At 54.9% G+C, this 22071-nt stretch carries 23 protein-coding genes; 12 read left to right on the top strand and 11 right to left on the bottom strand.

Annotation, left to right across the window (positions count from 1 at the left end; translation table 11 throughout):
* Positions 1-181 precede the first annotated feature (181 nt).
* The 6 genes from JSS75_09280 (at position 182) to groL (ending at position 5823) form a co-directional block, all read left to right on the top strand.
* Positions 182-1303, top strand: a complete 1122-nt coding sequence (locus JSS75_09280) for a hypothetical protein (GenBank protein MBS1903883.1) — start codon at positions 182-184, stop codon at positions 1301-1303.
* Between the two features lie 102 nt (positions 1304-1405).
* Complete coding sequence (locus JSS75_09275; protein ID MBS1903882.1) at positions 1406-1789, top strand: SET domain-containing protein-lysine N-methyltransferase; 384 nt, start codon at positions 1406-1408, stop codon at positions 1787-1789.
* Between the two features lie 54 nt (positions 1790-1843).
* The gene (locus JSS75_09270) at positions 1844-2839 is read left to right on the top strand and encodes a hypothetical protein (GenBank protein ID MBS1903881.1); all 996 of its coding nucleotides are present in this window, start codon (positions 1844-1846) and stop codon (positions 2837-2839) included.
* 85 nt (positions 2840-2924) lie between these two features.
* A complete protein-coding gene (gene tnpA, locus JSS75_09265; protein ID MBS1903880.1) occupies positions 2925-3413 on the top strand; it encodes an IS200/IS605 family transposase in 489 nt (162 codons plus the stop codon).
* A 303-nt stretch (positions 3414-3716) separates the two neighbouring features.
* Entirely contained in the window at positions 3717-4019 is a 303-nt protein-coding gene (locus JSS75_09260; protein MBS1903879.1) for a co-chaperone GroES, read from the top strand.
* A 163-nt stretch (positions 4020-4182) separates the two neighbouring features.
* Positions 4183-5823: a chaperonin GroEL gene (groL, locus tag JSS75_09255; GenBank protein ID MBS1903878.1), complete on the top strand. Its 1641-nt coding sequence runs from the start codon at positions 4183-4185 to the stop codon at positions 5821-5823.
* A gap of 117 nt (positions 5824-5940) precedes the next feature.
* Here the strand turns inward: groL and JSS75_09250 are convergent, their stop codons facing one another.
* Both JSS75_09250 and JSS75_09245 read right to left on the bottom strand, forming a co-directional pair.
* Positions 5941-6645 (bottom strand): hypothetical protein, encoded by a 705-nt coding sequence (locus JSS75_09250; GenBank protein MBS1903877.1) that lies wholly within the window; start codon positions 6643-6645, stop codon positions 5941-5943.
* A 323-nt stretch (positions 6646-6968) separates the two neighbouring features.
* Entirely contained in the window at positions 6969-7601 is a 633-nt protein-coding gene (locus JSS75_09245) for a hypothetical protein (GenBank protein MBS1903876.1), read from the bottom strand.
* A 185-nt stretch (positions 7602-7786) separates the two neighbouring features.
* Between JSS75_09245 and JSS75_09240 the strand changes: the two genes are divergently transcribed.
* Positions 7787-8242 (top strand): DUF1569 domain-containing protein, encoded by a 456-nt coding sequence (locus JSS75_09240; protein MBS1903875.1) that lies wholly within the window; start codon positions 7787-7789, stop codon positions 8240-8242.
* A gap of 21 nt (positions 8243-8263) precedes the next feature.
* Here JSS75_09240 and JSS75_09235 read toward each other — a convergent pair whose 3' ends face one another.
* The 5 genes from JSS75_09235 to JSS75_09215 all read right to left on the bottom strand — a co-directional run bounded on the left by JSS75_09235 (position 8264) and on the right by JSS75_09215 (position 12448).
* Positions 8264-8905: a hypothetical protein gene (locus tag JSS75_09235; GenBank protein MBS1903874.1), complete on the bottom strand. Its 642-nt coding sequence runs from the start codon at positions 8903-8905 to the stop codon at positions 8264-8266.
* Between the two features lie 130 nt (positions 8906-9035).
* Complete coding sequence (locus JSS75_09230) at positions 9036-9458, bottom strand: hypothetical protein (GenBank protein MBS1903873.1); 423 nt, start codon at positions 9456-9458, stop codon at positions 9036-9038.
* A gap of 225 nt (positions 9459-9683) precedes the next feature.
* The gene (locus tag JSS75_09225; GenBank protein ID MBS1903872.1) at positions 9684-10214 is read right to left on the bottom strand and encodes a hypothetical protein; all 531 of its coding nucleotides are present in this window, start codon (positions 10212-10214) and stop codon (positions 9684-9686) included.
* A 65-nt stretch (positions 10215-10279) separates the two neighbouring features.
* Positions 10280-11002: a hypothetical protein gene (locus tag JSS75_09220; protein MBS1903871.1), complete on the bottom strand. Its 723-nt coding sequence runs from the start codon at positions 11000-11002 to the stop codon at positions 10280-10282.
* Positions 11003-11050: 48 nt separating this feature from the next.
* A complete protein-coding gene (locus JSS75_09215; GenBank protein ID MBS1903870.1) occupies positions 11051-12448 on the bottom strand; it encodes an OmpA family protein in 1398 nt (465 codons plus the stop codon).
* Positions 12449-12892: 444 nt separating this feature from the next.
* Here JSS75_09215 and JSS75_09210 point away from each other — a divergent pair, with 444 nt between their 5' ends.
* Positions 12893-13603 carry an HAD family hydrolase gene (locus JSS75_09210; protein MBS1903869.1) on the top strand — a complete coding sequence of 237 codons (711 nt, stop codon included), beginning with the start codon at positions 12893-12895 and terminating at the stop codon, positions 13601-13603.
* Here the strand turns inward: JSS75_09210 and JSS75_09205 are convergent.
* Positions 13600-14271 (bottom strand): hypothetical protein, encoded by a 672-nt coding sequence (locus JSS75_09205; protein ID MBS1903868.1) that lies wholly within the window; start codon positions 14269-14271, stop codon positions 13600-13602. The genes JSS75_09210 and JSS75_09205 overlap by 4 nt on opposite strands.
* 78 nt (positions 14272-14349) lie before the next feature.
* Between JSS75_09205 and JSS75_09200 the strand changes: the two genes are divergently transcribed.
* From JSS75_09200 to JSS75_09185, 4 genes are all read left to right on the top strand, one after another.
* A complete protein-coding gene (locus JSS75_09200; protein ID MBS1903867.1) occupies positions 14350-15165 on the top strand; it encodes a methyltransferase domain-containing protein in 816 nt (271 codons plus the stop codon).
* 5 nt (positions 15166-15170) lie between these two features.
* The gene (locus JSS75_09195; GenBank protein ID MBS1903866.1) at positions 15171-15836 is read left to right on the top strand and encodes a helix-turn-helix transcriptional regulator; all 666 of its coding nucleotides are present in this window, start codon (positions 15171-15173) and stop codon (positions 15834-15836) included.
* Between the two features lie 79 nt (positions 15837-15915).
* Positions 15916-16533, top strand: coding sequence for a DUF899 family protein (locus JSS75_09190; protein MBS1903865.1), 618 nt, complete (start codon positions 15916-15918; stop codon positions 16531-16533).
* Positions 16511-16705 (top strand): hypothetical protein, encoded by a 195-nt coding sequence (locus JSS75_09185; GenBank protein ID MBS1903864.1) that lies wholly within the window; start codon positions 16511-16513, stop codon positions 16703-16705. The genes JSS75_09190 and JSS75_09185 overlap by 23 nt, the downstream gene beginning before the upstream one ends.
* A 50-nt stretch (positions 16706-16755) precedes the next feature.
* Here the strand turns inward: JSS75_09185 and JSS75_09180 are convergent, their stop codons facing one another.
* The 3 genes from JSS75_09180 to JSS75_09170 are packed head-to-tail and all read right to left on the bottom strand — an operon-like array spanning position 16756 to position 22071.
* Complete coding sequence (locus JSS75_09180; protein MBS1903863.1) at positions 16756-18930, bottom strand: BatA domain-containing protein; 2175 nt, start codon at positions 18928-18930, stop codon at positions 16756-16758.
* A complete protein-coding gene (locus JSS75_09175; GenBank protein ID MBS1903862.1) occupies positions 18927-20972 on the bottom strand; it encodes a S8 family peptidase in 2046 nt (681 codons plus the stop codon). Before JSS75_09175 ends, JSS75_09180 begins: the two co-directional genes overlap by 4 nt.
* 7 nt (positions 20973-20979) lie before the next feature.
* Complete coding sequence (locus JSS75_09170) at positions 20980-22071, bottom strand: MoxR family ATPase (GenBank protein ID MBS1903861.1); 1092 nt, start codon at positions 22069-22071, stop codon at positions 20980-20982.

Raw genomic sequence — 22071 nt, 5'->3', positions numbered from 1 at the left:
ATCCTGAGTGAAGCGAAGAATCCCTCGATGAAATGCAGTGAGGCTCCGCCACAGGGATTCTTCGCTTCGCTCAGAATGACGGGTATTTAGACAATTTCAGACTGAGCTACTACCTGTGACTGCGCGGCGGAACAACACCGATCCTAATGTGTTTTTCTGACATCCATTCTAACGGTACACTATGAAGTCCATCATTAGATCGTTCGCTATTCTTCTTTTGTCCGCTGTTCTATATTCATGCTCTTCGTCGAATGCTCCTCAGACGGGCACGACGCCGAGCGGTCCGATCGTGTACGACGTTGCATCTTCCAGTAATTCCTCTGTGGTAGGTATCTACTGGCTCCAGACGGACGGCACCTCGAAGATGATTGGTCCGAATATGACGCTCGTTGCACGTCCGATCGACGGTAACATTATCGGATTGCGCACCGACGGCGACTCGATCGCGTTCGTCAAATATAGTGTCGTCGATACTACACCGCATGTGCTGTTCCGTGTCAGCGGATATCCGAGAGATCTTGCGGTTGCTCCCGACGGAAATCGGCTCTTCTATACGACCGACGGATCGGATCTGCGGGTGCGCGATTTGTCCTCCGCACAAGAGACCAAGATGCAAGCATCGCCGAACGGCTCGCTGTCGTGGTACTGGATGCAAACACCCGTCTTCTCGCCCGATTCCAAACAAGTCGCTATCGCATACGTAGATAATTCGATCTTTCATATCACCATCGCCGAGGTACAGAGCGCTGTGCTGCGACCGTTGCCCGATACGGTACTGTTGGCAAGTGTTGCTGCCGATCCGGACCCACACTCATATGATTGGACTCCCGATGGTACGTTAATCTATATCGGCGCCACGGCGTCATCAAGTATGCGCGCACTGAAGCGATACGATCCGAAAACCGGCGTGAGCGAGACGCTGGTCTCGGATTCGTCCATTCAGCCGACGTCCGTCAAAGTATCACCGTCAGGGCGTTATGTTCTCTACGAGACATTCTATACCAATACGCAGATCAATAATTCCTATAGTGTCTGTACGCCGGTCGTCTACGATCTCGTATCGAAATCATCGACAAGACTATCATTGCCCTACCAGTTAGTAAATGGGAGCTTGGCTGCATACGATTGGTCGCCTGATAGCAAGTCGCTCATCCTGCGCACGTCGGAATCAAATCTTGCCGGTACCCAGTTCATCGGGCAATCGTTTACGTACGACGTTGCGAGTGCGACGGTAACGGCTGCGGCTGGGTTTCAACCTGGCACGATCGGACATTTGTGGTGGGGACGCCCCGCGACAAAATAGACTGTATCATCCACGATAGGGTCAACGGCTTCGTGCATTGCGTATCTTTGCACCCGTTTGAATTGATACGCAAACTCTTGGTTTGCCGACGACACGATACGTATGAGAATCGAACCATCGACGCTGATCTATGTGGATTCGTCCCCGGGCAAGGGGCGCGGAGTCTTTGCAAACGTTGATATCAAGAAAGGGCAGGTGATCGAGGTCGCACCCGTCCTGCTGATGGGCTCCGACGAATTTCATCCGGAGAATCACTCGAACGTCGGTGAATACTATGTCTATTATTGGGACGAAGATCAGGTTGCCATCGCCCTCGGATATGGATCGCTCTATAACCACTCGTTCGACCCCGACGCCGACTACGAGTTCGACGACGACACGATCACCTACATCGCCCTGCGCGATATCCCCGCGGGCCAGGAGATCCACATCAACTACGAGAACGACCCCGAAGACCAGTCGCCGCTCGGGTTTGACGTGGTATAGCAACGGAGGTCTCAGGATGTGTAGTTGTTGGTATTGCTTGGACAACACATCAACGTGAGAACATCGGCAACGATATCGGCTGTAGCTACAACACTGCTCTTGGTGGTGTGCGGAATTTCTGTTCTGACCGACAAGAGTGGCTATGGGGAGTGGGAGATCACAACCAATAGCCACGAAACCTCGAAGATCGTGTGGGCGCCGTTCGAATGGGTGAGCGATTCGCTCGGTGGAAAGTATGTCGAGAAAACGGCGATGGATATTCCCTGCACGATCGAAGGACTTCCCAACGTCTTCACGTTCCAATTCGATCTCGGAGCCGACATGACCGGGGTGTATGAGAATACCGTCGGGGCGTTAGCCGAAGTCAATACCGTTGCAAAGGAGAAATTAAAGCGACTCAAAAGTCCGCTCGAGTTTTGGAACAGCAGGAAGTATATTGATAATATTCGATTGCATTTCGGCGGATACACCGCAAGAAACACCACCGGTTTTGTGTATCCGAAGTATGGAGAACATATCGAGAAGCCCGACGCGGGGGACACGATCCACATCGGAACGATCGGCAGTGATTTCTTCAAGAATACCGTGCTGTTGATCGATTATCCAAATTCCCGCTTCGCGATTTGCGACCATGTTCCGAACGAATACAACCACGATCTGATCGATGCGGAATTTGATCCCGACGGCAGAGTGATTCTGCCGATGAAGCTGCACGGCAAATCGTTGAGGATCATGTTCGACAACGGATCGAGCATATTCCCGCTCATTACGCAAGCAAAGAATATTTCCACGTTCTCTACCTCACCGGATATCGACACGATCACGATCTCGTCGTGGGGCACATCGCACGCTGTAACGGGAAAACTGATGAACGACACATTCGAACTCGCCGGTCTGCGGTGTTCGAATGTGAAGGTGTACGCAAATCATTCAGGATTAGGAATCGACAAACATACCGACGCGACCGCAGGAAATTATCTATTCTTGAACAAGACGGTTATCATCGATTATAAGCACAAGAAATTCGGGGTGCACGAGAATCCTCGGTAGTCCGGCCCTTCCGAAGCGAGTCCGATAACCAATCGCTGCTGGCGTGAGGTGGTGGAGGGGATTCTTGTCCATCGTATATTAGCACATGGCTCACTCGTTTCATGCGCACTTTGTGCACGTTGTGTTCTCGACAAGGCACCGCCAGCCGTGGCTAACAGTCGAAATTCGCCAACGTTTGTGGAAGGTGATGCACGGGATTTTAAAGAAGCACGGTATCGATTCGATCGCTATTGGTGGTTACGAGGACCACTGTCATGCATTGATCTCACTGCCGTCAACTGAGTCTGTTGCAAAGACCGTCAAAACCTTAAAGGGGACATCCTCAAAGTGGCTCTCCGACGAGTATCCCGAGTTGAGGTCATTTGCATGGCAAGTCGGATATGCAGAGTTCAGCGTGAGCACTTCGCAACTCAAGAAGGTCATTGAGTACATCGCAAATCAGGAAGAGCACCATATGAATATCTCGTTTCATGACGAGTATGTTGCATTTCTTCGAGCGAATAATATTGTGTTCGACGAACGGTCGGTTTTCTTCGATCAATCTCGATCTGCACCCGACCCCGCCCACGATTGAAATCGTGGGCTAGTATGTGTTCATCGGCTGAAGCCGATTCCTATCTGCATTGAGTCGCCCGGCGACGACCACACACTAGCCCACGAATTTATTCGTGGGCGATGGTTGAGGTTGTACGCTGCCAAGTATTGATCACAGCTCCGATCCCGCCCACGAATCTATCCATTGGCGATGTCCGGAACCCCAAAAATTATCCCCCTGTTTAGCACTCGAAACCAGAGAGTGCTAATATCGTATTGCCTCTCAGACCTGAATGGTCATACAAATTTTAGGATACTTTAACTATATTATTCATAACGACTTATGAACCTAACACCACTTCATGATCGCTTGATCGTTCGCCCGGCTGCGGCGGAGGAGAAGACGGCGGGCGGCCTGTATGTGCCGGATACCGCGAAAGAAAAGCCCCAGAAGGGCGAAGTGCTGGCCGTCGGCGGCGGCAAGCATGACGAGGGCGGAAAGCTCGTCCCGATGGCCGTGAAGGTCGGCGATATCGTGCTCTACGGAAAGTACTCCGGCACGGAAGTCAACGTTGACGGCGAAGACCTCCTGATCATGCGCGAGAGCGATGTGTTCGCTGTCGTCGGCGGATCGAAAAAGAAGTAACTAGTCGAATGTCATCGCGAGCGAAGCGAAGCGATCTAAAATCTTGAACCAGGGACACATCCCCAATATTTCAGATTGCTTCGTCGGGCCTACGGCCCTCCTCGCAATGACACTGGTGCTTCCTCCATTTTACATTTTACATTTTTAATTTTACATTACCGAAATGGCTGCAAAGATCATTACATTTGACGTAGACGCTCGCGCGAAGTTGAAGCGCGGTGTTGATCAGCTTGCCGACGCTGTGAAGGTGACGCTCGGACCGCAAGGCCGCAACGTCGTCATCGACAAGAAGTTTGGCGCACCGAACGTGACCAAGGACGGCGTCACGGTGGCAAAGGAGATCGAGCTCGAAGATCCGATCGAGAACATGGGCGCACAGATGGTGCGCGAAGTCGCATCGAAGACGTCGGACGTCGCCGGTGACGGCACGACGACCGCTACCGTACTTGCACAGGCTATAGTTAGAGAAGGTCTTCGCAATGTGACGGCCGGTGCGAACCCGATGGATTTGAAACGGGGTATCGACCTCGCGGTTGCGAACGTCGTCGAAGAGCTCAAGAAGATGTCGCGCCCGATCTCGGGTAAGAAAGAGATCGCACAGGTCGGCGCCATCAGCGCGAACAACGACCCGTCGATCGGCGACCTCATCGCCGAAGCGATGGAGAAGGTCGGTAAGGACGGCGTGATCACCGTCGAAGAGGCGAAGGGCATCGAGACCGAGCTCAACGTCGTCGAAGGTATGCAGTTCGATCGCGGCTATCTCTCGCCGTACTTCGTCACCGATCCGGATACGATGGAAGCGGTGCTCGAGAGCCCGTACATCCTGATCCACGACAAGAAGATCAGCTCGATGAAGGACCTGCTCCCGATCCTCGAGAAGATCGCGCAGGCAGGACGTCAGCTCCTGATCATTGCCGAGGACATCGAAGGCGAAGCGCTCGCAACGCTCGTCGTCAACAAGCTTCGCGGTACCCTGAAGGTCGCAGCCGTCAAGGCTCCGGGCTTCGGCGATCGCCGCAAGGCCATGCTCGAGGATATCGCTATCCTCACGGGCGGCACGGTCATCAGCGAAGAGAAGGGCTTCAAACTCGATAACGCAACGCTCAGCTACCTCGGTACGGCAAGCCGCGTCTCCATCGACAAGGACAACACGACGATCGTCGAGGGTTCGGGTTCGAAGGACGAGATCAAGAAGCGCATCAACGAGATCAAGAGCCAGGTCGACAAGACCACGTCGGACTACGATCGCGAGAAGCTGCAGGAGCGTCTTGCGAAGCTCGCCGGCGGTGTGGCCGTGATCAAGATCGGCGCCGCGACGGAAGTCGAGATGAAGGAGAAGAAGGCACGCGTCGAAGACGCACTGCACGCCACGCGCGCAGCCGTCGAAGAGGGGATCGTCCCCGGCGGCGGTGTCGCACTCATCCGTTCGCTCGGCGGCCTCAACGAGAAGTTCATCAAGGGCCTCGATAATGTCGATGTCAAGACGGGCGTCGAGATCATCAAGCGTTCGGTCGAAGAGCCGCTTCGCCAGATCGTTGCCAATGCCGGCCTCGAAGGTTCGGTCATCGTCAACGAGGTGAAGAACAACAAGGACGGCTACGGCTTCAACGCACTGACCGAGAAGTACGAAGACCTCCTGAAGTCGGGCGTTATCGACCCGACGAAGGTCACGCGCAGCGCGCTGCAAAACGCAGCCTCCGTCGCGAGCCTTCTGCTGACGACCGAAGCAACGATCGTCGAGAAGAAGGAAGACAAGCCGATGCCCCCGATGCCGGGCGGTGGCGGCATGGACGGGATGTACTAATCTGACGGATAGACGGGGTTACGCGTCTTGACGTATAAAAAAGCCGGCTCAGCGATGGGCCGGCTTCTTCATTTTGCGGTTGCGTCCGACGGACTGAAAGAAATTAGCCATGGGTTTTCAACCCATGGCGGCTTGTTCTTCAGCTCTCATGGCAGCTTCAAGGACTGATTCAAAGTATTCACGGTAAATCTGTGGCCATTCGAACTGTAGGCCCGGTCGTTTGAGCCGCAGATATCGCAGCAAGGTTACCTGGTCCTCGAATGCAAGAGGGGGGACATACATTTGTGTCGAACTGAAGTGGATGACAAAGAAGAATGCAAGCGGCGTTCCTCTTGGTGTACCTTTGTACGAGCCGCTCACCCGCCAAATGTCCCCGTACATATACGCAAACTGGTGAGGGAGTAATGTAAAATTGACAAGCCAATGTTCTGTAAGAAAGAACGAAGGTGATCGGCCTTTTTCGCGTCCGGTGAGGATCGGCGCGGAAAGCTCTAGCTCGAGTTGAGCTACAATCTCATCGATCTCACCGTATCTGCCCAAGTGCTGAAGACAGACGTCCACATTCGCATCGCCGAGTTCGGCAACCGTGCGCTTCGTTTGATTCCACCCGGTATAAATCAGCCACCCGATGACAACTAACCCGGCCAGTATCGTTACGACGGCAATGGCATCGAATCCTCGCTGTGCGAAGTAGTAGAATAGTAATATCTCGAATCCTCCAAGTGCTGCTGTTAGCGTACGATTACTTTGCTTGACGCGGTTAATCTTCCGGCTCATCCATTGCTGGATCACATCGCGAAGGTCGATCGTAGGAGTGGGCACTTGGATCGGCGGTTGGTTAGATAAAAAAACATTTCGCGAAGGAATCGTTCTGAGTGACTCACCACAATAGGAACTGGTCTCAGTGATCTCACGAAATACGGTTGTGGCCGCAAGCTCGCCCCGCGTTGAAACGCGGGGCTCATTTCTTTCAGTCTGCTGAAGCAGACACTTGCGTAGCGTCCGAAGGACGGAAAGAATGAGACATGAGTTTCAACCAATGGTGGCGGTTCGGGGATAACATTCAACCCATTCACGCGACAGATCGGGACGTATGTCGTATAGTAGTCTTCGGTACAATAGCCCCGGCGAACGAGTCGGCATTTCTATTTGTGCTTCAGCAATTTATTCTTCTCCAATTCTCCGACGATCTTCTCGCAGATTGAGTTCATGACGTAGTCGTTTTCTGAGGAGGATGACGACGTCGCATATTCAGTCACGTGCTTTGAATTCGTTTCGCAGCGGCACACCAACGCTCCCGTCTTGATATCTCGCAACTCCGCTTTGGTGCCGATGTAATTCGTCTGCTGGTAATTGCCGGGGATCGAATTGACGGATGTGGTAACGGACGTCCCGACAGTATTTTGGTGAATGGAATTGTCGATGTGTGTCCATCCGGGAACATATACCAGATTCGACCGCTCGGACGTCGGGGATATGACGACGCAAGCATCAAGGTCATATTTCCTGTAGATGAGCGTAATCTCGCTATCGGAATATTTCCTGAGCGGTGGAAGGATCTCGGTGTTCGCGATTGCGAACGTACCGCTATCGGTAAGGTCCCGTACCAAATGTTGTTCGGCGAGTTTTGTGGCTTCGATTGTCGGGAAACTCCCGATCACCAAGATCCGCGCATACGAGGAGTCGCGATACAATGGATCGACGAGTGATGTAACGTGGGTGGAGACGCAGCCCCCAATGGTCAGGCTAATTGATAGAAGAACGATCACCGTACGCATAGCTGAACAAATATACCCTCTAATTATGAGTGGTGGCTTAGTTTTGACTTTGCAACTTATAACGATAGTCATTCTTCGCTTCGTTCAGAATGACAGCTTTTAAACTTAGATCCTATCTAATTATGGCATATGGCACTACTTTCCGTTGAGGCGTGTAGAGTATGTATCACTCACACAGATACCCCATGCCGAAGAAAACCTACCTCGATCCAGCCGTGCAACAGGAGTTGCGCACACGCATTGATTCGCTTTCAACCGAGAGCGTTCCCCGATGGGGGAAGATGAACGTGAGGCAGGCTCTTCGCCACGTGGGAATGGGCTTCAAGCTTGCGATCGGCGAGGTCTCCGAGCCGTTCGCCGCACCCGCACTCCTGCGGCCGATCTGGAAGTTCGGTCTGCTCAATATGACGCCGCTCAAAGGCAAGATCCAAACGTTTCCGTCCTTCGATATGGTCGCGCGAAAGATCGATCCGGAAGAACTCGAAGCGGAGAAAGCCGATCTGAAAGCAGCGATGGACCGGTATCTTGCGGCGGGTTCCTATGTCGAATATCACCCGCTCGGCGGGCGTTTCAACAACGTAAACTGGGGGCGCGTCATGTACGTGCACACCGACCACCACCTGCGGCAGTTTGGCGCCTAATACGCAATCGGAATTCGGGTCTTACTTCACCGTTGCGTTTGCCAACTCCCACTTCTCCGTTGTTTGCAGAGTCCCGGCAGCATCGGGAGCTAAGTATGAGTGCATGACGAGTCCTGTCCCGAGTTGGAAGTACTGTAGTTCGACGAGATAGACGGAATCGTGAACCGTGCCGCGATACGTACGGCGATACTGCACCGTGTTATAGGTAGTGCCGGATGACGTTGTGTAAGGGACGTTTTCCCCGGTAAGGGATTGAGTACCGATGGCAAGGTCGAGCGGATCGGGCGATTGTTCGTCGGTAATGGCGACCGAGTCGAGCGCCATTTGTTCGTTCAGAACCACCGGATGTTTTGCATAAAAATGTGGGCTCAGCACACCATTCGTTTCCGACCACAATCCCTGCGATGTGTAAAAATATCGTGCGCCGAGATCCGATTGATAGTAGGTGTTCCCCCCTCTGACCGAGGTGGAAAGAAGCGTGATCGTAAAATCCTCCTGCGGACGCAGTATATGCGTCGAATCGGTCCGCCACTCGTGATACGTCCACTGATTGCCGACCGCTAACGGCATCAAATCGTTGTTCGATTGGGTCACCGGAGTGTTCGTACTGCTGCATGCGGCAAGCAATGGGATCAGAAACAGGATCAGAATTGCTGATTTCATTGGGATTATAAATGATGGTAGTAGACCAAATATACAACAATTCAACAAGAGAAGAAGCCGGCGCAGTGCCGGCTTCTTGCGGGATGAGCCATTCGTTGGCGTCGCGAGCTTGCGGGGGGGGGGGGGGGGTTTAGTTGCCTCTCATCGCCTGAACATACCAGGTGGAGAAGAAATTGATCTCGCGAGCATTGCCAAGTCCGAGCGCTGTTCGAATGCGCTCTTTCTCGTCGTCGGTCCGTGCATGAATCGCGAACACATAGCCGCCGGTATGCAACGCAGATTCGTATAGATGCATCGATTCGTTCTCGACATCGCCGAACGAACGAATCGTCCGTGCGACTTTGGCAAGCACTCCGTGGTGTGTCGATTCGGCATCGAGCACATCGGCTCCGGCTTCGCCATAGAGGATGCCGATGTGTTCGGTGTCGATCCCGTTATCGAGCAATGCATCGAGCGCTCGCTTCGCGTCGTCGCGTTCGTCGACAATGGCACAGATTCGATTATTGGGGTAGGTGGCAAAATCGTCCGGGTCGTTGACATGGATCTTACTCATAGTTGTCTGTCTCCTGTTGCTGCGTGAATAGGGGTCCCTCGTTTCTGGGGAACAGGACGTATCAAGATGCCGGACAAAGAGTATGCCAGACTCGGTTATCCCGATGCAACCTACTCCATCTCAATACGATGCAGTTGCTCGCGGATGCGAAGCGGCTGTTGTACAAGAATGAACATTCAAGTGGACACTGACGAACAAGATGACCGTCTTGAGCGGTGTTTCGCCTTAGAATAATTTTCCAAGACTGAGATTCGCGGTGATGGAGCCGTAGAGAATGTCCGGAGCTGCCATCACCGACGTCATGAACCCGAACCCGAAAAAGTAGATCTTAACCATCACCTCCACTTCGGCACCCATGCCGATACGATGAATGGTCGTGTTTTCAAAGGTGTGCGAAAAATACGCGGGGCCTGCGGCGATGCGCATCATCGTCCAGGGCGTCACGAACTGACGTCCGTAATAGATGCTGTATTCGGTGACGTCGTTTTGCGGTCCGTTCCAGAGGTTAAGTTCTGCTCCTGCCTGGACCTTCGCGCTGATGCTGTGTGCCCCCCATAGATAAGTCGTTTTCAGGAGGCCTCCGAGCCCAGGCCCGACGCCACCACCGCCGATGGTCGCCCAAAATAATTGCAGTTTCGGTTCTTCGATCGTTCGTGTCACGACGGTCGAGGTGGTATCGGTCTTCTGTTGGGCAATTGCAGGGGTGGAGATCGTTGCCGCCAGAACGATTAGGAGTATGCAACGAGAGCGTAGCATAGTGTGCGGATTTTCTCACACCCTATAACAACTCGCGTTCGAAAGGAATGCCAGCGATCGAGAGGCTATCGGTTGAGGTAATACGAGAGTAATGTCAGACGGTGGCCGACGAAGAACTGTCCGTGCTCGTCATGGTAGCGGTCTTCAACATAGACTTGCCCGTAGTTCGGTGCATAGAATGCATCTTCTTTCCAGTCGGGTTCGTGCTGTGAAGCATATCCGGCTTCCTGACGATACTCGTAGCAATGGAATGTCCCGGCAGCAACCGTCACAACGGTATCCCGGCTCACACAAGTGAACGTGAAGACTTCGGTATCCTGCCGGTTGATACGCTTGACGGTATCGAAGACGATCCGCGGCGTACGTGTTTGTTCGAGCGGCACTCCGACATTCGAGACGGGAAACGGAATGATCAAGGCGGAAGTATCGAACCCATTCGATGATTGTCGATACCATAATCCGTCTGACCGATTAAAGTATGTGACCATCGGCCCGTCATACACTACCGTCCCATCGTCGATGGAATATTGCCAGTCGCCATCGAGAAAGGATCGATGTGTGATCGAGACCATTGTGGTATGCGAACCCGTCACGCCAAGACCTGCTGTCGTATCCGGGCGTCCATTCGGCAGTAGATACTGTTCGCGATAGACCCAATTATTCCCAAGAGCAAGGGGGAAGATCATGCTATCGGTCGCCGCAATGGCGGGGCCAGTTGCATTCGATCGACAACCAACGATCGCATTGTACGTTAGGAGGATACACATCATTGGAATAATCCGCTTCATATAGTTACGAACCCCGGACCATTCGAAAAGTTGCGAACGCGTTAGAGATCACCGAAGGGCATTTGACGGGGTCAGGACGGTTATTTGTACGGTTCGGCAGAGGAATCGCCCTTCGGGTGTATCGTTCGGGAAGAGCAGGCGAGCGTCTGCGTTGCTGCGCACGACTGCATCGACAGGAGCGAGTGCTTTTTTTGTTGCCGCGGCCCGAGCCAATGCCAGGCGGCTGTTTGTGGAGTTACTCCCACTTTGATCGGCGAATCCTTCGATGATGATATGCGATGCCGGTGTTAATCGTGATTTGAGCGATGCAAGAATGCGTTGATGTTCAGGCGTCAATTCAGCCTTCCCGTAATCAAACAGTACGAGGTTATACCGATCGATCATCGTATCGAGCGCGCGCGTAAGCGCTTTCTGTTTGAGCGTGTGTGTCAGCGCAGGTACTGTCGCCAACGATCTGGCTACATCGCCGGCTGTCGTCTTTACCATGAGTTCCAGATCGAGCGGCGCATTCATACGCGGGATGCTGCGTTCGTCGTCTTGCAGATCCCAATCGATGTTCCGCGGCGGCGCACCACCGTTGGCATATCGCTTCAATACCGTGTTCTTCTGGCGAACGGTGAGCGACCATGATTGTAGTGGCGATGCAGACTGATACATCGTCCGCAAGCGGATGACCGGCGGCGTCGGCAAGAGTGTTGTATCAATGGCCGTGAAGACATCCGTGATCTCCGGATCGTCGGAGTATATCTCTACTCGCCGATTTTCTTCCCGGCCTTCGATGCTCTTCCCAGATGACGGTCGTTCCGGCAGATCGCGGGCTGTTGTGGTGATGCGTGACGGTGCGATCGACCAGACGGCATTCAGATAATTCTTGACCGCCTCGGCGCGCGCTCGCGAGAGTGGAAGGTTGTCCTTTTCGTTATCGATATCGGCATTACAGCCGACGAGCGTGAGCGTTGCTCGGGGATGTTCGACGAGTCGTTTACCGACGATGTTGAGAATATTGTGGTAGATATCCATCGCCTCGCGGTCGTAGAGATCGGCGTAAGAAAACTTCGAGGCTTCGCGTTGGGACATTCGCTCGTATCGAGCAGGTATTTCAGATGAATTGGCATCGAAGAAAATGTACCCAAGTGTCGGATGTGCACGCACCTGCCGAAATTCTTCGACACGAAGCGTGTCAAATGTACTTTCGGCGCCATCTGCGCCCAGAGCTACGGCTTCGACTGAAGCGCGCACAAAATGCGGGTTCGTCGCTTCGGTCGTGTATTGCTCTCGAACGATCGTCAGTTCCGATGTCCCGGCACGGCGTGGTTTGGCATGCTCGATGGAGGTGCGCTGTAGGCTCGTTCGTGGGCTGATCAGTGCATTCACGTACTTTCGGGCAGTGTCGCGGACGACGAGCGTATCCGCCGTCTGTGCGCACGCCGAGATCGACCAGAACACGGTACATATTCCCCAGCACAGCACGCTCGCTCCTCGGACAATTGTGCCCGCGCAGCGATAGGTTCTGTCGCGATATGATCGTCTGTGTCGGTTCAGCATTCGTACATGTTGCTCTTCTATGTGTCGTCGCGATCGAAGCACCTGCTTCTCGAGAGCAGATATCTGTACTGTGAAGTAAGTGCACTCTTCGCTCTCGGACATCGAGCCCGCACCCGTTGAGTTCTTCGAGTACAATTCGAGCGATACGGTGTACCGGGGGGCATCGGCTCACCACACGACCGCTTGAAGGATCGATCCAGCAATGCCTCTCCCGTGGCAGGGAGTGGTCTAAAGTGCAAATATACGAAAATTCTTGGCAATCCATAGTCGCGAAGGCAACGATGGGGTTACGATCATCCACGAACACAAAACTTTCCGCACATTCCGTCGTATCGTTCGATGCACATGCCAACGACACTTCACACACCATCCGTTGTTCTCTTCGACCTCGACGATACGATCATCGCATCGGACGTCCACGCCAATCAGGCTTGGTTCGAAGCGACGAAACCTCATTTCGATACTCCGGAACATGAACGGTTGCTCGATGCGCTCGAGCAGAGTCGTCAGTGGTTCTGGGGCGATCCGGAACGACACCGCGTTGCTCGGCAGGATATCCCACAGGCCCGTCGCGACATCGCGCGCTTGGCGTTTCAGCGGCTCGAGCGAGACGATCTCGACTTCGCCGACCAGCTTGGCGATGCATACACTGCGCATCATGCTTCGTTAATGCATGTCATCGACGGGGCGCTCGATACGCTCGCAATGCTGCGTTCGGAAGGTATCAGGCTGGGGCTCGTCACCAACGGCATGGGCTGGATGCAGCGAAGCAAGATCGAACGCTTCGCGCTCGCAGACTACTTCGAGCAGATTTTCATCGAAGGGGAAGTGGGCATCGGCAAACCGGACGAGCGCATCTTCCTTCATGCCCTCGTGACGATGGATGCCGACGCAAGTAGCGCTTGGATGATCGGCGATAATTTGGAATGGGATGTACGTGCACCTCGGCGTGTCGGCATCAACTCCGTTTGGGTCAAACGCGAACCGACCGGCGCCCCCGAAGAGTCGCAGTATCCGACGGTCCGGTCGATCGCCGAATTGCAGGTACTTCGTTAGTGAACGGAGTACGAACGCAGATCGACTCGTGAACGCAAATGCAGGGCCGAAATGTCCGCCCCTTGGATCGAATAGTGTTCGATCCGGACGTATCCGACATTCGGACACAGATAATAAATGTCTCGCTGGAGGGTCGCATTTCCTCGGACCTCTTTCCAGTCAGTCTGGTACTCATAGCAGTTGAACGTACCAGCCGCGACGGTGACCGATACACTGTTCTTTTGCACTACATAGTTCGACACCATCGTTGCGATCGAATCGGGCTTTGAAGTGATCGGAAACGGCATGGTCATATAATCCGTATGGTCGCGGAAGATTTCGCCGGGGTTTGCCGGATATTTGAAATAGCGATACGCACTGTAGAAATTCGGCGGTGCTGCAATGTACACACCGACATTCGTCGGCATCAGCCAATAATACTTCAAATCGAAATACGTGCTGCCGTCCTTCGGACTGATCGTGCTGGATTTGATCTTGATCGAATCCGTGCCGCCCGCATGCGATGTGCCCGACGCATCGTAGAGCGTGCTATCGAGCACCCAGTAGTTTCCGATTGTCATCGGGATGATCACTCCTGTTTGGGCAGCCGATCCGTTGCTCGACGAATCGGAACACGAAAACAATGCAACGCACGACAACAACACGGTGACGAGAAGAACACTGCGCATGGTGTATGGGTAGAATGAATTCAGCTCACTGAAGGTTTAGTACCCATTCGATCATTAAAAAGTTCTGAAAATCATATCATGAGCCAGCCTGCCCAACCATACATCCTCGGCATCAATCAAGAAGAACTCGAACGTCTGCGCTTCCAGCATGGCGTCTGGAAGGGAGTGACCGACGCGTTGTTCGATCGCGTCGGTATGCGCACGGGATTCCACTGTCTGGATGTCGGTGCGGGGCCGGGGTTTGTGACGATGGATCTGCGCGAACGAGTCGGTGCCGAAGGATCGGTCACCGCCCTCGAACCGGCAGACTACTATCTCGACTATCTTGGAGACGAAGCCGCAGAGCGCGGGTGGAGCAATATCCACCGCATTCATGGTACCGCCGAGACGGCTGCACTTCCTACGGAAAAATACGATCTCATCTTCGTCCGTTGGGTGATCGGCTTCGTGCCGGATGCCGATGCCTTCGTGCGCAATCTGGTTGGCGCACTCAAGCCAGGCGGTGTTCTGGCAATTCAGGATTATCTGTATTCCGGCTTGGGCCTCTATCCGAACGGTGGTGCGTTCGATAATATGCTCCAGACGGTGATTCGTCACTGGGCGGCTGGCGGTGGCGATGCGTTCATCGCTGCACGAATTCCACATATCTTCCGCGCCAACGGGCTCGATCTTTTTGATTATGCGCCGCACTGCCTTTCCGGTGGGCCGGATAGCGACGTGATCGAGTGGGCGCACCGTTTCTTTACAAAACACATGGATCTCATGGTCGCCTCCGGTGCAACGACGAAAGAAATGGGCGATGCAATGCTTGCCGATTGGTTTGCGCACCGCAAGAATCCCGATACGATCTTCTGCTCTCCGATTTTGGTCGATATGGCCGGGCATAAACGGTAGCGTTCATGGAGCCGGATCGCCGAACACAGATCGAGCAGTTAGCGAAAGAGATGGAGTCGCTCATCGATCGCAGCGACGACGGCGCGAGCGCGGATGCAGTGATCGTCTTCGGTTCGGAAGCGTATAACCCGTTCATCGAACAGCTTCGGCGCTACAGAACGCTTGCGCCTGCGCTTCGTGCAACGGAAGATGACGAGCGTACACCGCTCGAATCCGGAGTCGAGTTGATCCTCGAAAGTGCGATGCGCGCGCGCCGAACGATGGCCGAAGAGGTCGAGCGCGTCCCCTTGCAACGCCCCGATGCTCGTCATTCCGTCTATTACCGGCTCGCCGAAGCAAAGGCATATATCGACTTACACTACGAGCGCGATATTACGGTCGAATACCTTGCCGAAGTTGCATGCGTATCGCAGTATCACTTCCTGCGATTGTTCCGAAGCGTGTTCGAAGTGACACCGTACCGGTACCTTCTGTTGCGCAGACTCTCGAAAGCCGCTGAGCTGCTGCGAAACTCTGACACCCCCATCGGCGATATTGCCATCCGGGTCGGATTCGAGAATCTTCCCGTATTCTCCGACGCCTTTCGCAAGGAATACGGCGTCCCACCGTCAAAATACCGAAAGAACCCGCCTGCTTCCGTATCGAACGACAACGAGATGGTCGGCAAATAGCAATTTTCCGAAACCACGGAGGGGCAGGGTCCCGGTATCTTTGTATCGTTATTATTACACCACCTTCAACGATACGATAATGAAAACAGCACAAAACCAATACCCCGGTCTCTACGGGAATCCGCAGGTCGAAGCGATCCAGAAGGAGATCTTCGAGCGCCGTATGCAGATCATCGAAATCCTGCGCTCGTCGGCACAAACAGTCAGCAGTTCTTATCGTCTGATCGACGGCAACGGCAAAGAAGTTGCGCTCGCCGATCTTTTTGGCGACAAGGACGATCTCATCCTCATTCATAACATGGGGAAGGGCTGTCGCTACTGCACGCTTTGGGCTGACGAGATCAACGGCATATCGAAACATATCGAGAATCGTGCGGCGCTCGCCGTCGTCTCGCCGAATTCGCCGGAAGTGCAAAAGGAGTTTGCTGCCAGCCGTGGATGGCGCCTGCGAATGTTCTCCGATCGCGATATGCAGTTCACCAAGGACATGGGCTTTGCCTATGAGAAAGACGGCAAGAGCTATCCGCAACCGGGATATTCAACCTTCCACCGGGAGGCGGACGGTTCCGTCACACGCATCGCATACGACGAGTTCGGGCCGACCGATATGTACTCGGGGATCTGGCATTTCTTCGAACTCTTGAAAGACGGAGAGAACGGATGGGAGCCGCAGTATGAGTACGAGACAGCGCATTAAGCTCGCTTCGGCGGCCGGGCTCTTCATCTGCACGATGTCGCTGCAGGCGGCGGGCCTCTCGGCGCCGATTCGTCCCTGTTGCGCCGCGAAGCAGAACCCAAGCAAGAGCGACGCAACGGTGACCGACAAGAAGCGCCGGCAACGGCCAGTATTCACAATCACGGAAGAGTGATAAGATCTCGGGCGGATCATTGTATCCGCCCGAACAACTATTAATCTGCCTTATTCGTGTTTCCCCTCGCGCGCGATTAGCATCTCGGCGACGGCGCAAACGATCGCTAGCGCGAGGAATAACTGCCAGAGCTCGACGCCGAAGCGCGAGCGACGGATCGCCTCGGCAAGGTCCTTGCCGGATGCCGTGAGCGTATGGAGCGCGGCCTTCGATGCGGCAACCCTCGAGAGTGCGGAGTTCATCTCGCTTTGGGAAGCTGTGCTCACTGACGATTCGCCCGTCGAGGGGTTCACCGCAACGGCAGCCACCGGCGTCGCCGCATCGGCGTCCTTGAAGACGGAGTAGATTCCCGCATACGGCACTTGCTCGACTACTGCATGCATCGTGCCGCTTGCGGAGCCGGTCACTTCCACGCGCTGCGCGAATCCGTTCGGTCCGCGAACGAGCAGACGTTCGCCCGATTGGATTCCTGCGGCAGACGCAAGCGAAATGTCGATCGGGTCGCCTGCGGTGTAGGTCGGGACGATATTCTGATCTCGTCCGCGAAGTGATGCGAGGTATGCAGCCGTCCGCCGAATGAGCGGTAAGAAAATCGGCTTGCGGGGAAGATCGCTGAACGCGAATGTCGCGGGTACTGCAAACAAGAGTACGTGGCCATTACCCACGCCGACATCGCTGAGCAACGCGGCACCGCTCGAGAGTTTGACGAGCGGTACGCCGCCATTTGCAAAGCGGAAGAAACGAAAGAACTTCGGCGACTCGATCCCGCGGCCGTTGGGATTCGAGTTCTGGTCGAACATCCCTGCAAAGAAGGGATGTGCCAGATCGAACGACGCGAGGCTCGAATACTTGTCGGTTGCAGCGAGCGATCCGTCAAGCGAGACGAGTTGCGGCAGCCCAAGCGCCGGAGCGACGGACGTGTTATACTCTTGTAGCGAGAGGTCGGGCTCCGGCACGATCCCAGCACCATGACCTGCATTTAGATATGCGCGGAGTGCTTTCAAATCCGACGCATCCGGTGTGGTGGCACCGAGCTGAACGATCACCGCATCGAGCCGCGCGCCGAGTGAAGGAAGCATGCGCAGTTCTTCGAGCCGGTGCACCTCGATCGCATACGGCGCGGCGCCGGATTCCGAAAGCGTTTCTTCGAGCGCGAGTCGCATGAAGTCGGCGTCCGAAGCGGTGTTGGTAAAGATGGCGACATGACTCGTCGCCGGAAGCGTGATCGAGCAATACCGCTTGTTATCGAACGGAAGAGCATCGTCCTCCAACTCTGCACGTACATTCAGAATACCCGTCTGCTTCGGCAGTGCGCCGAGCGCGACCTTTTCCGTCTTGCCGGCGTCAATCGATGTAACGGATCGCTGTGCAACGCGGTCGTCATTGAAGAAGAGCGAGACAACTGCGTTATCGACTGCTCCGTCGCCGGTATTGCGTACGTACGCATTGAATTCGATCGGCCTACCTTGCTCGAACACGGTGGTCACTGCGACGAGCGAGTCGATCGCAAGATTGCGCACCGGCGCAGCGGTCCCGACGGTGGTGACAAAGAGATTCGTGCGTTCGTCGAACAGACGGAGTGCGGTATCGGACTTGGGCAGATCGCCGAGGTTGCGCGTTTGTCCGTCCCAGACGAGGTACACTTCACGGTTGACGTTTGCCGATCGGGCAAGCTCCGATGCCGCGACGCGAAGACCGTCGGCCAACTTCGCCCGTGCATCCGAGATCATGATTTCTCCGATCGCTTTGCGCATTTCCTGCGGATCGTGCAATCGGCGGTAGGCTTTGCCGCGTTCGATGGTCGCGAGCGGGACGATGATGAGTTCGTCGCCGTCTTCGAGTGCATCGGCGATCTTGATGGCAGCGTCCTGTTCCTGTTTGAAGAAGATGCCGGATGCGTCACGTCGAGAAGTCGACGCCGAATTATCGAAGAGGATGATCGCTGTGGTGTTCGCTCGCGACGAACCGAAGAACCCACCGAGAAATCCGCGCAGTGCGGGCCGCGCGAACGACATCACCAGGAATGCGATAAGCAGCGTACGAAGAATTAGCAGCAGGATCTGGCGCAGCTTTACCTTGCGCATCGAGCTCTTCTCGAGCTGCTTGAGAAACCGAATCGAGCTGAATTCGACACGGCGCGCTTTTCGCTGAGCAAACAGATGAAACAGTACCGGAAAACTTGCCGCTACGAGTGCGAAGAGGACGTATGGATTCAGAAAAGTCATCGCGCGACGACGATCGATCTCATGGAGACAATTCCCGATGCGCTGCGTCCGCGCAGATAGTAGGTGCCGCTCGTAAGCAAACCAAGCATAATACGCGTGGTGTGTTCACCTGGCGTACAAGTAAACGATGCGACCACGCGGCCGACCGCATCCCCAAGCTCGAACGCCGTCGATTCGTTCGAGACGGTTCGTATCATCACATAATCACTTGCGGGGTTCGGATATACTGCAAGCGACGACGGTGACTGCGGAATCGTCGCGTCGAGGAACGGCTGGTTTGCCGACGAGTCGCCGACCGTAAACGTGTACACGTCATGGGTTGCAGTGCGAGGAGAATGGGTTGCCGTATCTGCGCCGTCAAATACCTCGACGTAAAATTGCACGACCGTGCCGTGCTTCAAGCCCACGAACGAGCCACTGTAGATCAGCGAATCGGTCGCAAGCGAGAGCGGAAGACTCTGAGAGAACGAGCCGGAATCCAGCGAATAGACCAGATGTGCCGAACGAATGCCGTTGTTTGCAGCAATCGGGACACAGACCGAATAGGTGGTGTCTATTCGATGCAGCTTCAGCGGTCCGATAATTGTCCCGAGCTTGAGCGCAGCATTGTACGCATCGATTCCGCCGTAGCCATAGACGTTATTCGGCAGCGAATCGACGACATGCCGGGCGGAGGCCAGTACAGCATCGCGGATTTGCATGGCGGTTGCTTCGGGGTGCGCTTGTTTGATAAGCACACATGCGCCACTGACGAGCGGCGTCGCGAGCGACGTGCCGGTATCGAATCCGAGCGAGTCGTCGCGATGGATCGTTGCGATCCACACGCCGGGTGCGCTGATGTCCGGTTTGATGCGGCCGTCGGCACTCGGGCCGTTCGACGAAAAATCCGCGATGGTGTCGTTATACATGAGCGCGCCGCAGGAAAGGATGCTGTCGGCATCCGAGGGCGTCATGAGCGACGGCGGATCGGTCTGTTTGTTGTTACCCGATGCGGTACACACGAGCACGCCGAGGTGCGCAGCACGTGCGGCGGCTCGACTCGAGATTGTCGTGCGGCCGTCGAGATCGGCATAGTTATAACTAACGAACCCACTATCGAAGTTGCGATACCCGAGCGACGACGAGGTGATCTCGACGCCTTGCGATTCCATCCATTCGAGCGCCGCCGCATAGTTGTCTTCTTCGCGCGGAGTCTCGCTTCGCAGATCTTCCGTCTTTGCAAGCCACACGTCGGGATCGTATGCGGGACCGATCACGCTGTCGGGCAAATATCCGGTTGCCGCAGAAAGCACGAGCGAACCGTGACCGTCCTGATCCGGCCAGTCCTCGGGTTGATTTGCGGTGACCGAATCGTGAAAGACAAAATCGTACTCGCCGTGCACGCGGTGGTGTTTTGTCGTGCGCATCTCGCGCCAGTTGAAACCGCAATCGAGTATGCCGTAATTGACTCCTGCACCGCTGAAGCCCATCGCATGCAACGGGCGCACATTAATAAGCCCGAGTGCAATGTCGGAGTACCCGTAGTGATAGATGACGCTATCGTAGCTGCAATCTTGTGTCGTCACTACCTGGGTAGCAAGCTGGGGCATCGAATGAAACACCGACACCTGTTGCGATTCGAGCGTCGCGGGTTGGGCTGCAAGCACTGCATGCACCGAGCGAACGAACGGCAGTGCGCGCACGGCATCGAACTGTGCCGGTGTCAGATCGGCGCTGATCGCATTTTCCCACACAATCTGCTGTGTCGGGACGATACCGAGTCGTGAAAGCTGCGACAAATATGTGCTACTCAGGGGTGCATCCTCAAGGGTGACGATGTGCGACGCCGAACCGAGTGCGTGTGCGCGCCGTGCACGGGCCCGGGCGGAGAGATGCGCTAGCGTGCGCTCATAGAGAGGGTTGCCGGGGACGAACGACTCACGCTCGATGCCTTTGTCGCTGAACTCGATCCAATACCGGCGCACGGATGCGACCGTTCTGGCATCGGCAAGCGATGAACTGAGAAACACGACAATCAACACAAGAAGAGAGGAGCGGCGCATCCGAAGCTTAGGCCTCCTTCACGAGTTTTTCGATCACGGAGATCGGCGTGAGGCCTTCGGCCTCGGCATTGAAGTTGAGCACGATGCGATGACGCAGCGTCGGGATCGCGAGCGCACGGATATCTTCTTGCGCAGGGGTAAACCGACCGTCGAGCAGTGCGCGAACTTTCGCGCCGAGCACAAGATATTGCGAGGCTCTTGGACCGGCGCCGTAGCTGACATATTTCTTTACGTACTCGCCGGCGTTTTTCGTACCGGGTCTGGTCGAACCCACGAGGCGTACGGCGTACTCAATCACGTTATCCGCGACCGGTACGTAGCGCACAAGATCCTGAAACGCGATAAGTTCGCCTGCCGATAATACTTTGTTGAGTTTCGGTACGTACTCGCTCGTCGTGCTCTTGACGATCTGTGCCTCTTCGGCAGCACTCGGGTAATCGAGCCAGAGGTTCAGCATGAAACGGTCGAGCTGTGCTTCGGGAAGCGGATACGTCCCTTCTTGCTCGATCGGATTTTGGGTCGCGAGCACAAAGAACGGTTCTTCGAGCGTATAGGTCACATTCGCCGCCGTGACCGAATGCTCCTGCATGGCTTCGAGCAGTGCCGCTTGCGTCTTCGGTGGCGTGCGGTTGATCTCGTCGGCGAGGATAATGTTCGCGAAGATCGGTCCTTTGATGAAGCGAAATTCCTTTGCGCCGGTCGAGATGTTCTGCTCGAGAATCTCGGTGCCGGTAATATCCGTCGGCATCAGATCGGGCGTGAACTGAATGCGACTGAACTCAAGGTCGAGCACTTTGGCGAGTGTGCTGATCAGCAATGTCTTCGCAAGACCGGGCACGCCGACGAGCAGGCAATGTCCGCGCGCGAGCAATGCGACGAGCAGTTCGTCGACGATCTGATCCTGACCGACGATGACCTTCGCGATCTCGGATTTTACGTCGCGATATTTCTTGAGAAGCTCCTGGGCGTATTCCAGCTCTTTTCCTTCGAATGCGTTCTTCACGGAGGTCGATAATTGTTTATCCACGTGTCCTAACTGATCGTGATTGCAGATGTCGTCGCCCGTCGCCGCGCGTGCACGACGTCTTCGAGCTGACAT

Source organism: Bacteroidota bacterium, from assembly GCA_018266755.1.
GTDB lineage: Bacteria > Bacteroidota > Ignavibacteria > Palsa-1295 > Palsa-1295 > JAFDZW01.
The sequence above is the reverse complement of the archived record's forward strand: the minus strand, read 5'-3'. Positions and strand labels throughout refer to the sequence as shown.

Bases quoted from the DNA above. Each gene is read 5' to 3' on its own strand.
- tnpA (MBS1903880.1), top strand. From the start codon at position 2,925: ATGGCTCACTCGTTTCATGCGCACTTTGTGCACGTTGTGTTCTCGACA.
- JSS75_09220 (MBS1903871.1), bottom strand. From the start codon at position 11,002: ATGAAGCGGATTATTCCAATGATGTGTATCCTCCTAACGTACAATGCG.
- JSS75_09280 (MBS1903883.1), top strand. From the start codon at position 182: ATGAAGTCCATCATTAGATCGTTCGCTATTCTTCTTTTGTCCGCTGTT.
- JSS75_09245 (MBS1903876.1), bottom strand. From the start codon at position 7,601: ATGCGTACGGTGATCGTTCTTCTATCAATTAGCCTGACCATTGGGGGC.
- groL (MBS1903878.1), top strand. From the start codon at position 4,183: ATGGCTGCAAAGATCATTACATTTGACGTAGACGCTCGCGCGAAGTTG.
- JSS75_09205 (MBS1903868.1), bottom strand. From the start codon at position 14,271: ATGCGCAGTGTTCTTCTCGTCACCGTGTTGTTGTCGTGCGTTGCATTG.
- JSS75_09210 (MBS1903869.1), top strand. From the start codon at position 12,893: ATGCCAACGACACTTCACACACCATCCGTTGTTCTCTTCGACCTCGAC.
- JSS75_09180 (MBS1903863.1), bottom strand. From the start codon at position 18,930: ATGACTTTTCTGAATCCATACGTCCTCTTCGCACTCGTAGCGGCAAGT.
- JSS75_09190 (MBS1903865.1), top strand. From the start codon at position 15,916: ATGAAAACAGCACAAAACCAATACCCCGGTCTCTACGGGAATCCGCAG.
- JSS75_09235 (MBS1903874.1), bottom strand. From the start codon at position 8,905: ATGAAATCAGCAATTCTGATCCTGTTTCTGATCCCATTGCTTGCCGCA.
- JSS75_09185 (MBS1903864.1), top strand. From the start codon at position 16,511: ATGAGTACGAGACAGCGCATTAAGCTCGCTTCGGCGGCCGGGCTCTTC.
- JSS75_09260 (MBS1903879.1), top strand. From the start codon at position 3,717: ATGAACCTAACACCACTTCATGATCGCTTGATCGTTCGCCCGGCTGCG.
- JSS75_09230 (MBS1903873.1), bottom strand. From the start codon at position 9,458: ATGAGTAAGATCCATGTCAACGACCCGGACGATTTTGCCACCTACCCC.
- JSS75_09200 (MBS1903867.1), top strand. From the start codon at position 14,350: ATGAGCCAGCCTGCCCAACCATACATCCTCGGCATCAATCAAGAAGAA.
- JSS75_09275 (MBS1903882.1), top strand. From the start codon at position 1,406: ATGAGAATCGAACCATCGACGCTGATCTATGTGGATTCGTCCCCGGGC.
- JSS75_09225 (MBS1903872.1), bottom strand. From the start codon at position 10,214: ATGCTACGCTCTCGTTGCATACTCCTAATCGTTCTGGCGGCAACGATC.
- JSS75_09170 (MBS1903861.1), bottom strand. From the start codon at position 22,071: ATGTCAGCTCGAAGACGTCGTGCACGCGCGGCGACGGGCGACGACATC.
- JSS75_09175 (MBS1903862.1), bottom strand. From the start codon at position 20,972: ATGCGCCGCTCCTCTCTTCTTGTGTTGATTGTCGTGTTTCTCAGTTCA.
- JSS75_09195 (MBS1903866.1), top strand. From the start codon at position 15,171: ATGGAGCCGGATCGCCGAACACAGATCGAGCAGTTAGCGAAAGAGATG.
- JSS75_09240 (MBS1903875.1), top strand. From the start codon at position 7,787: ATGCCGAAGAAAACCTACCTCGATCCAGCCGTGCAACAGGAGTTGCGC.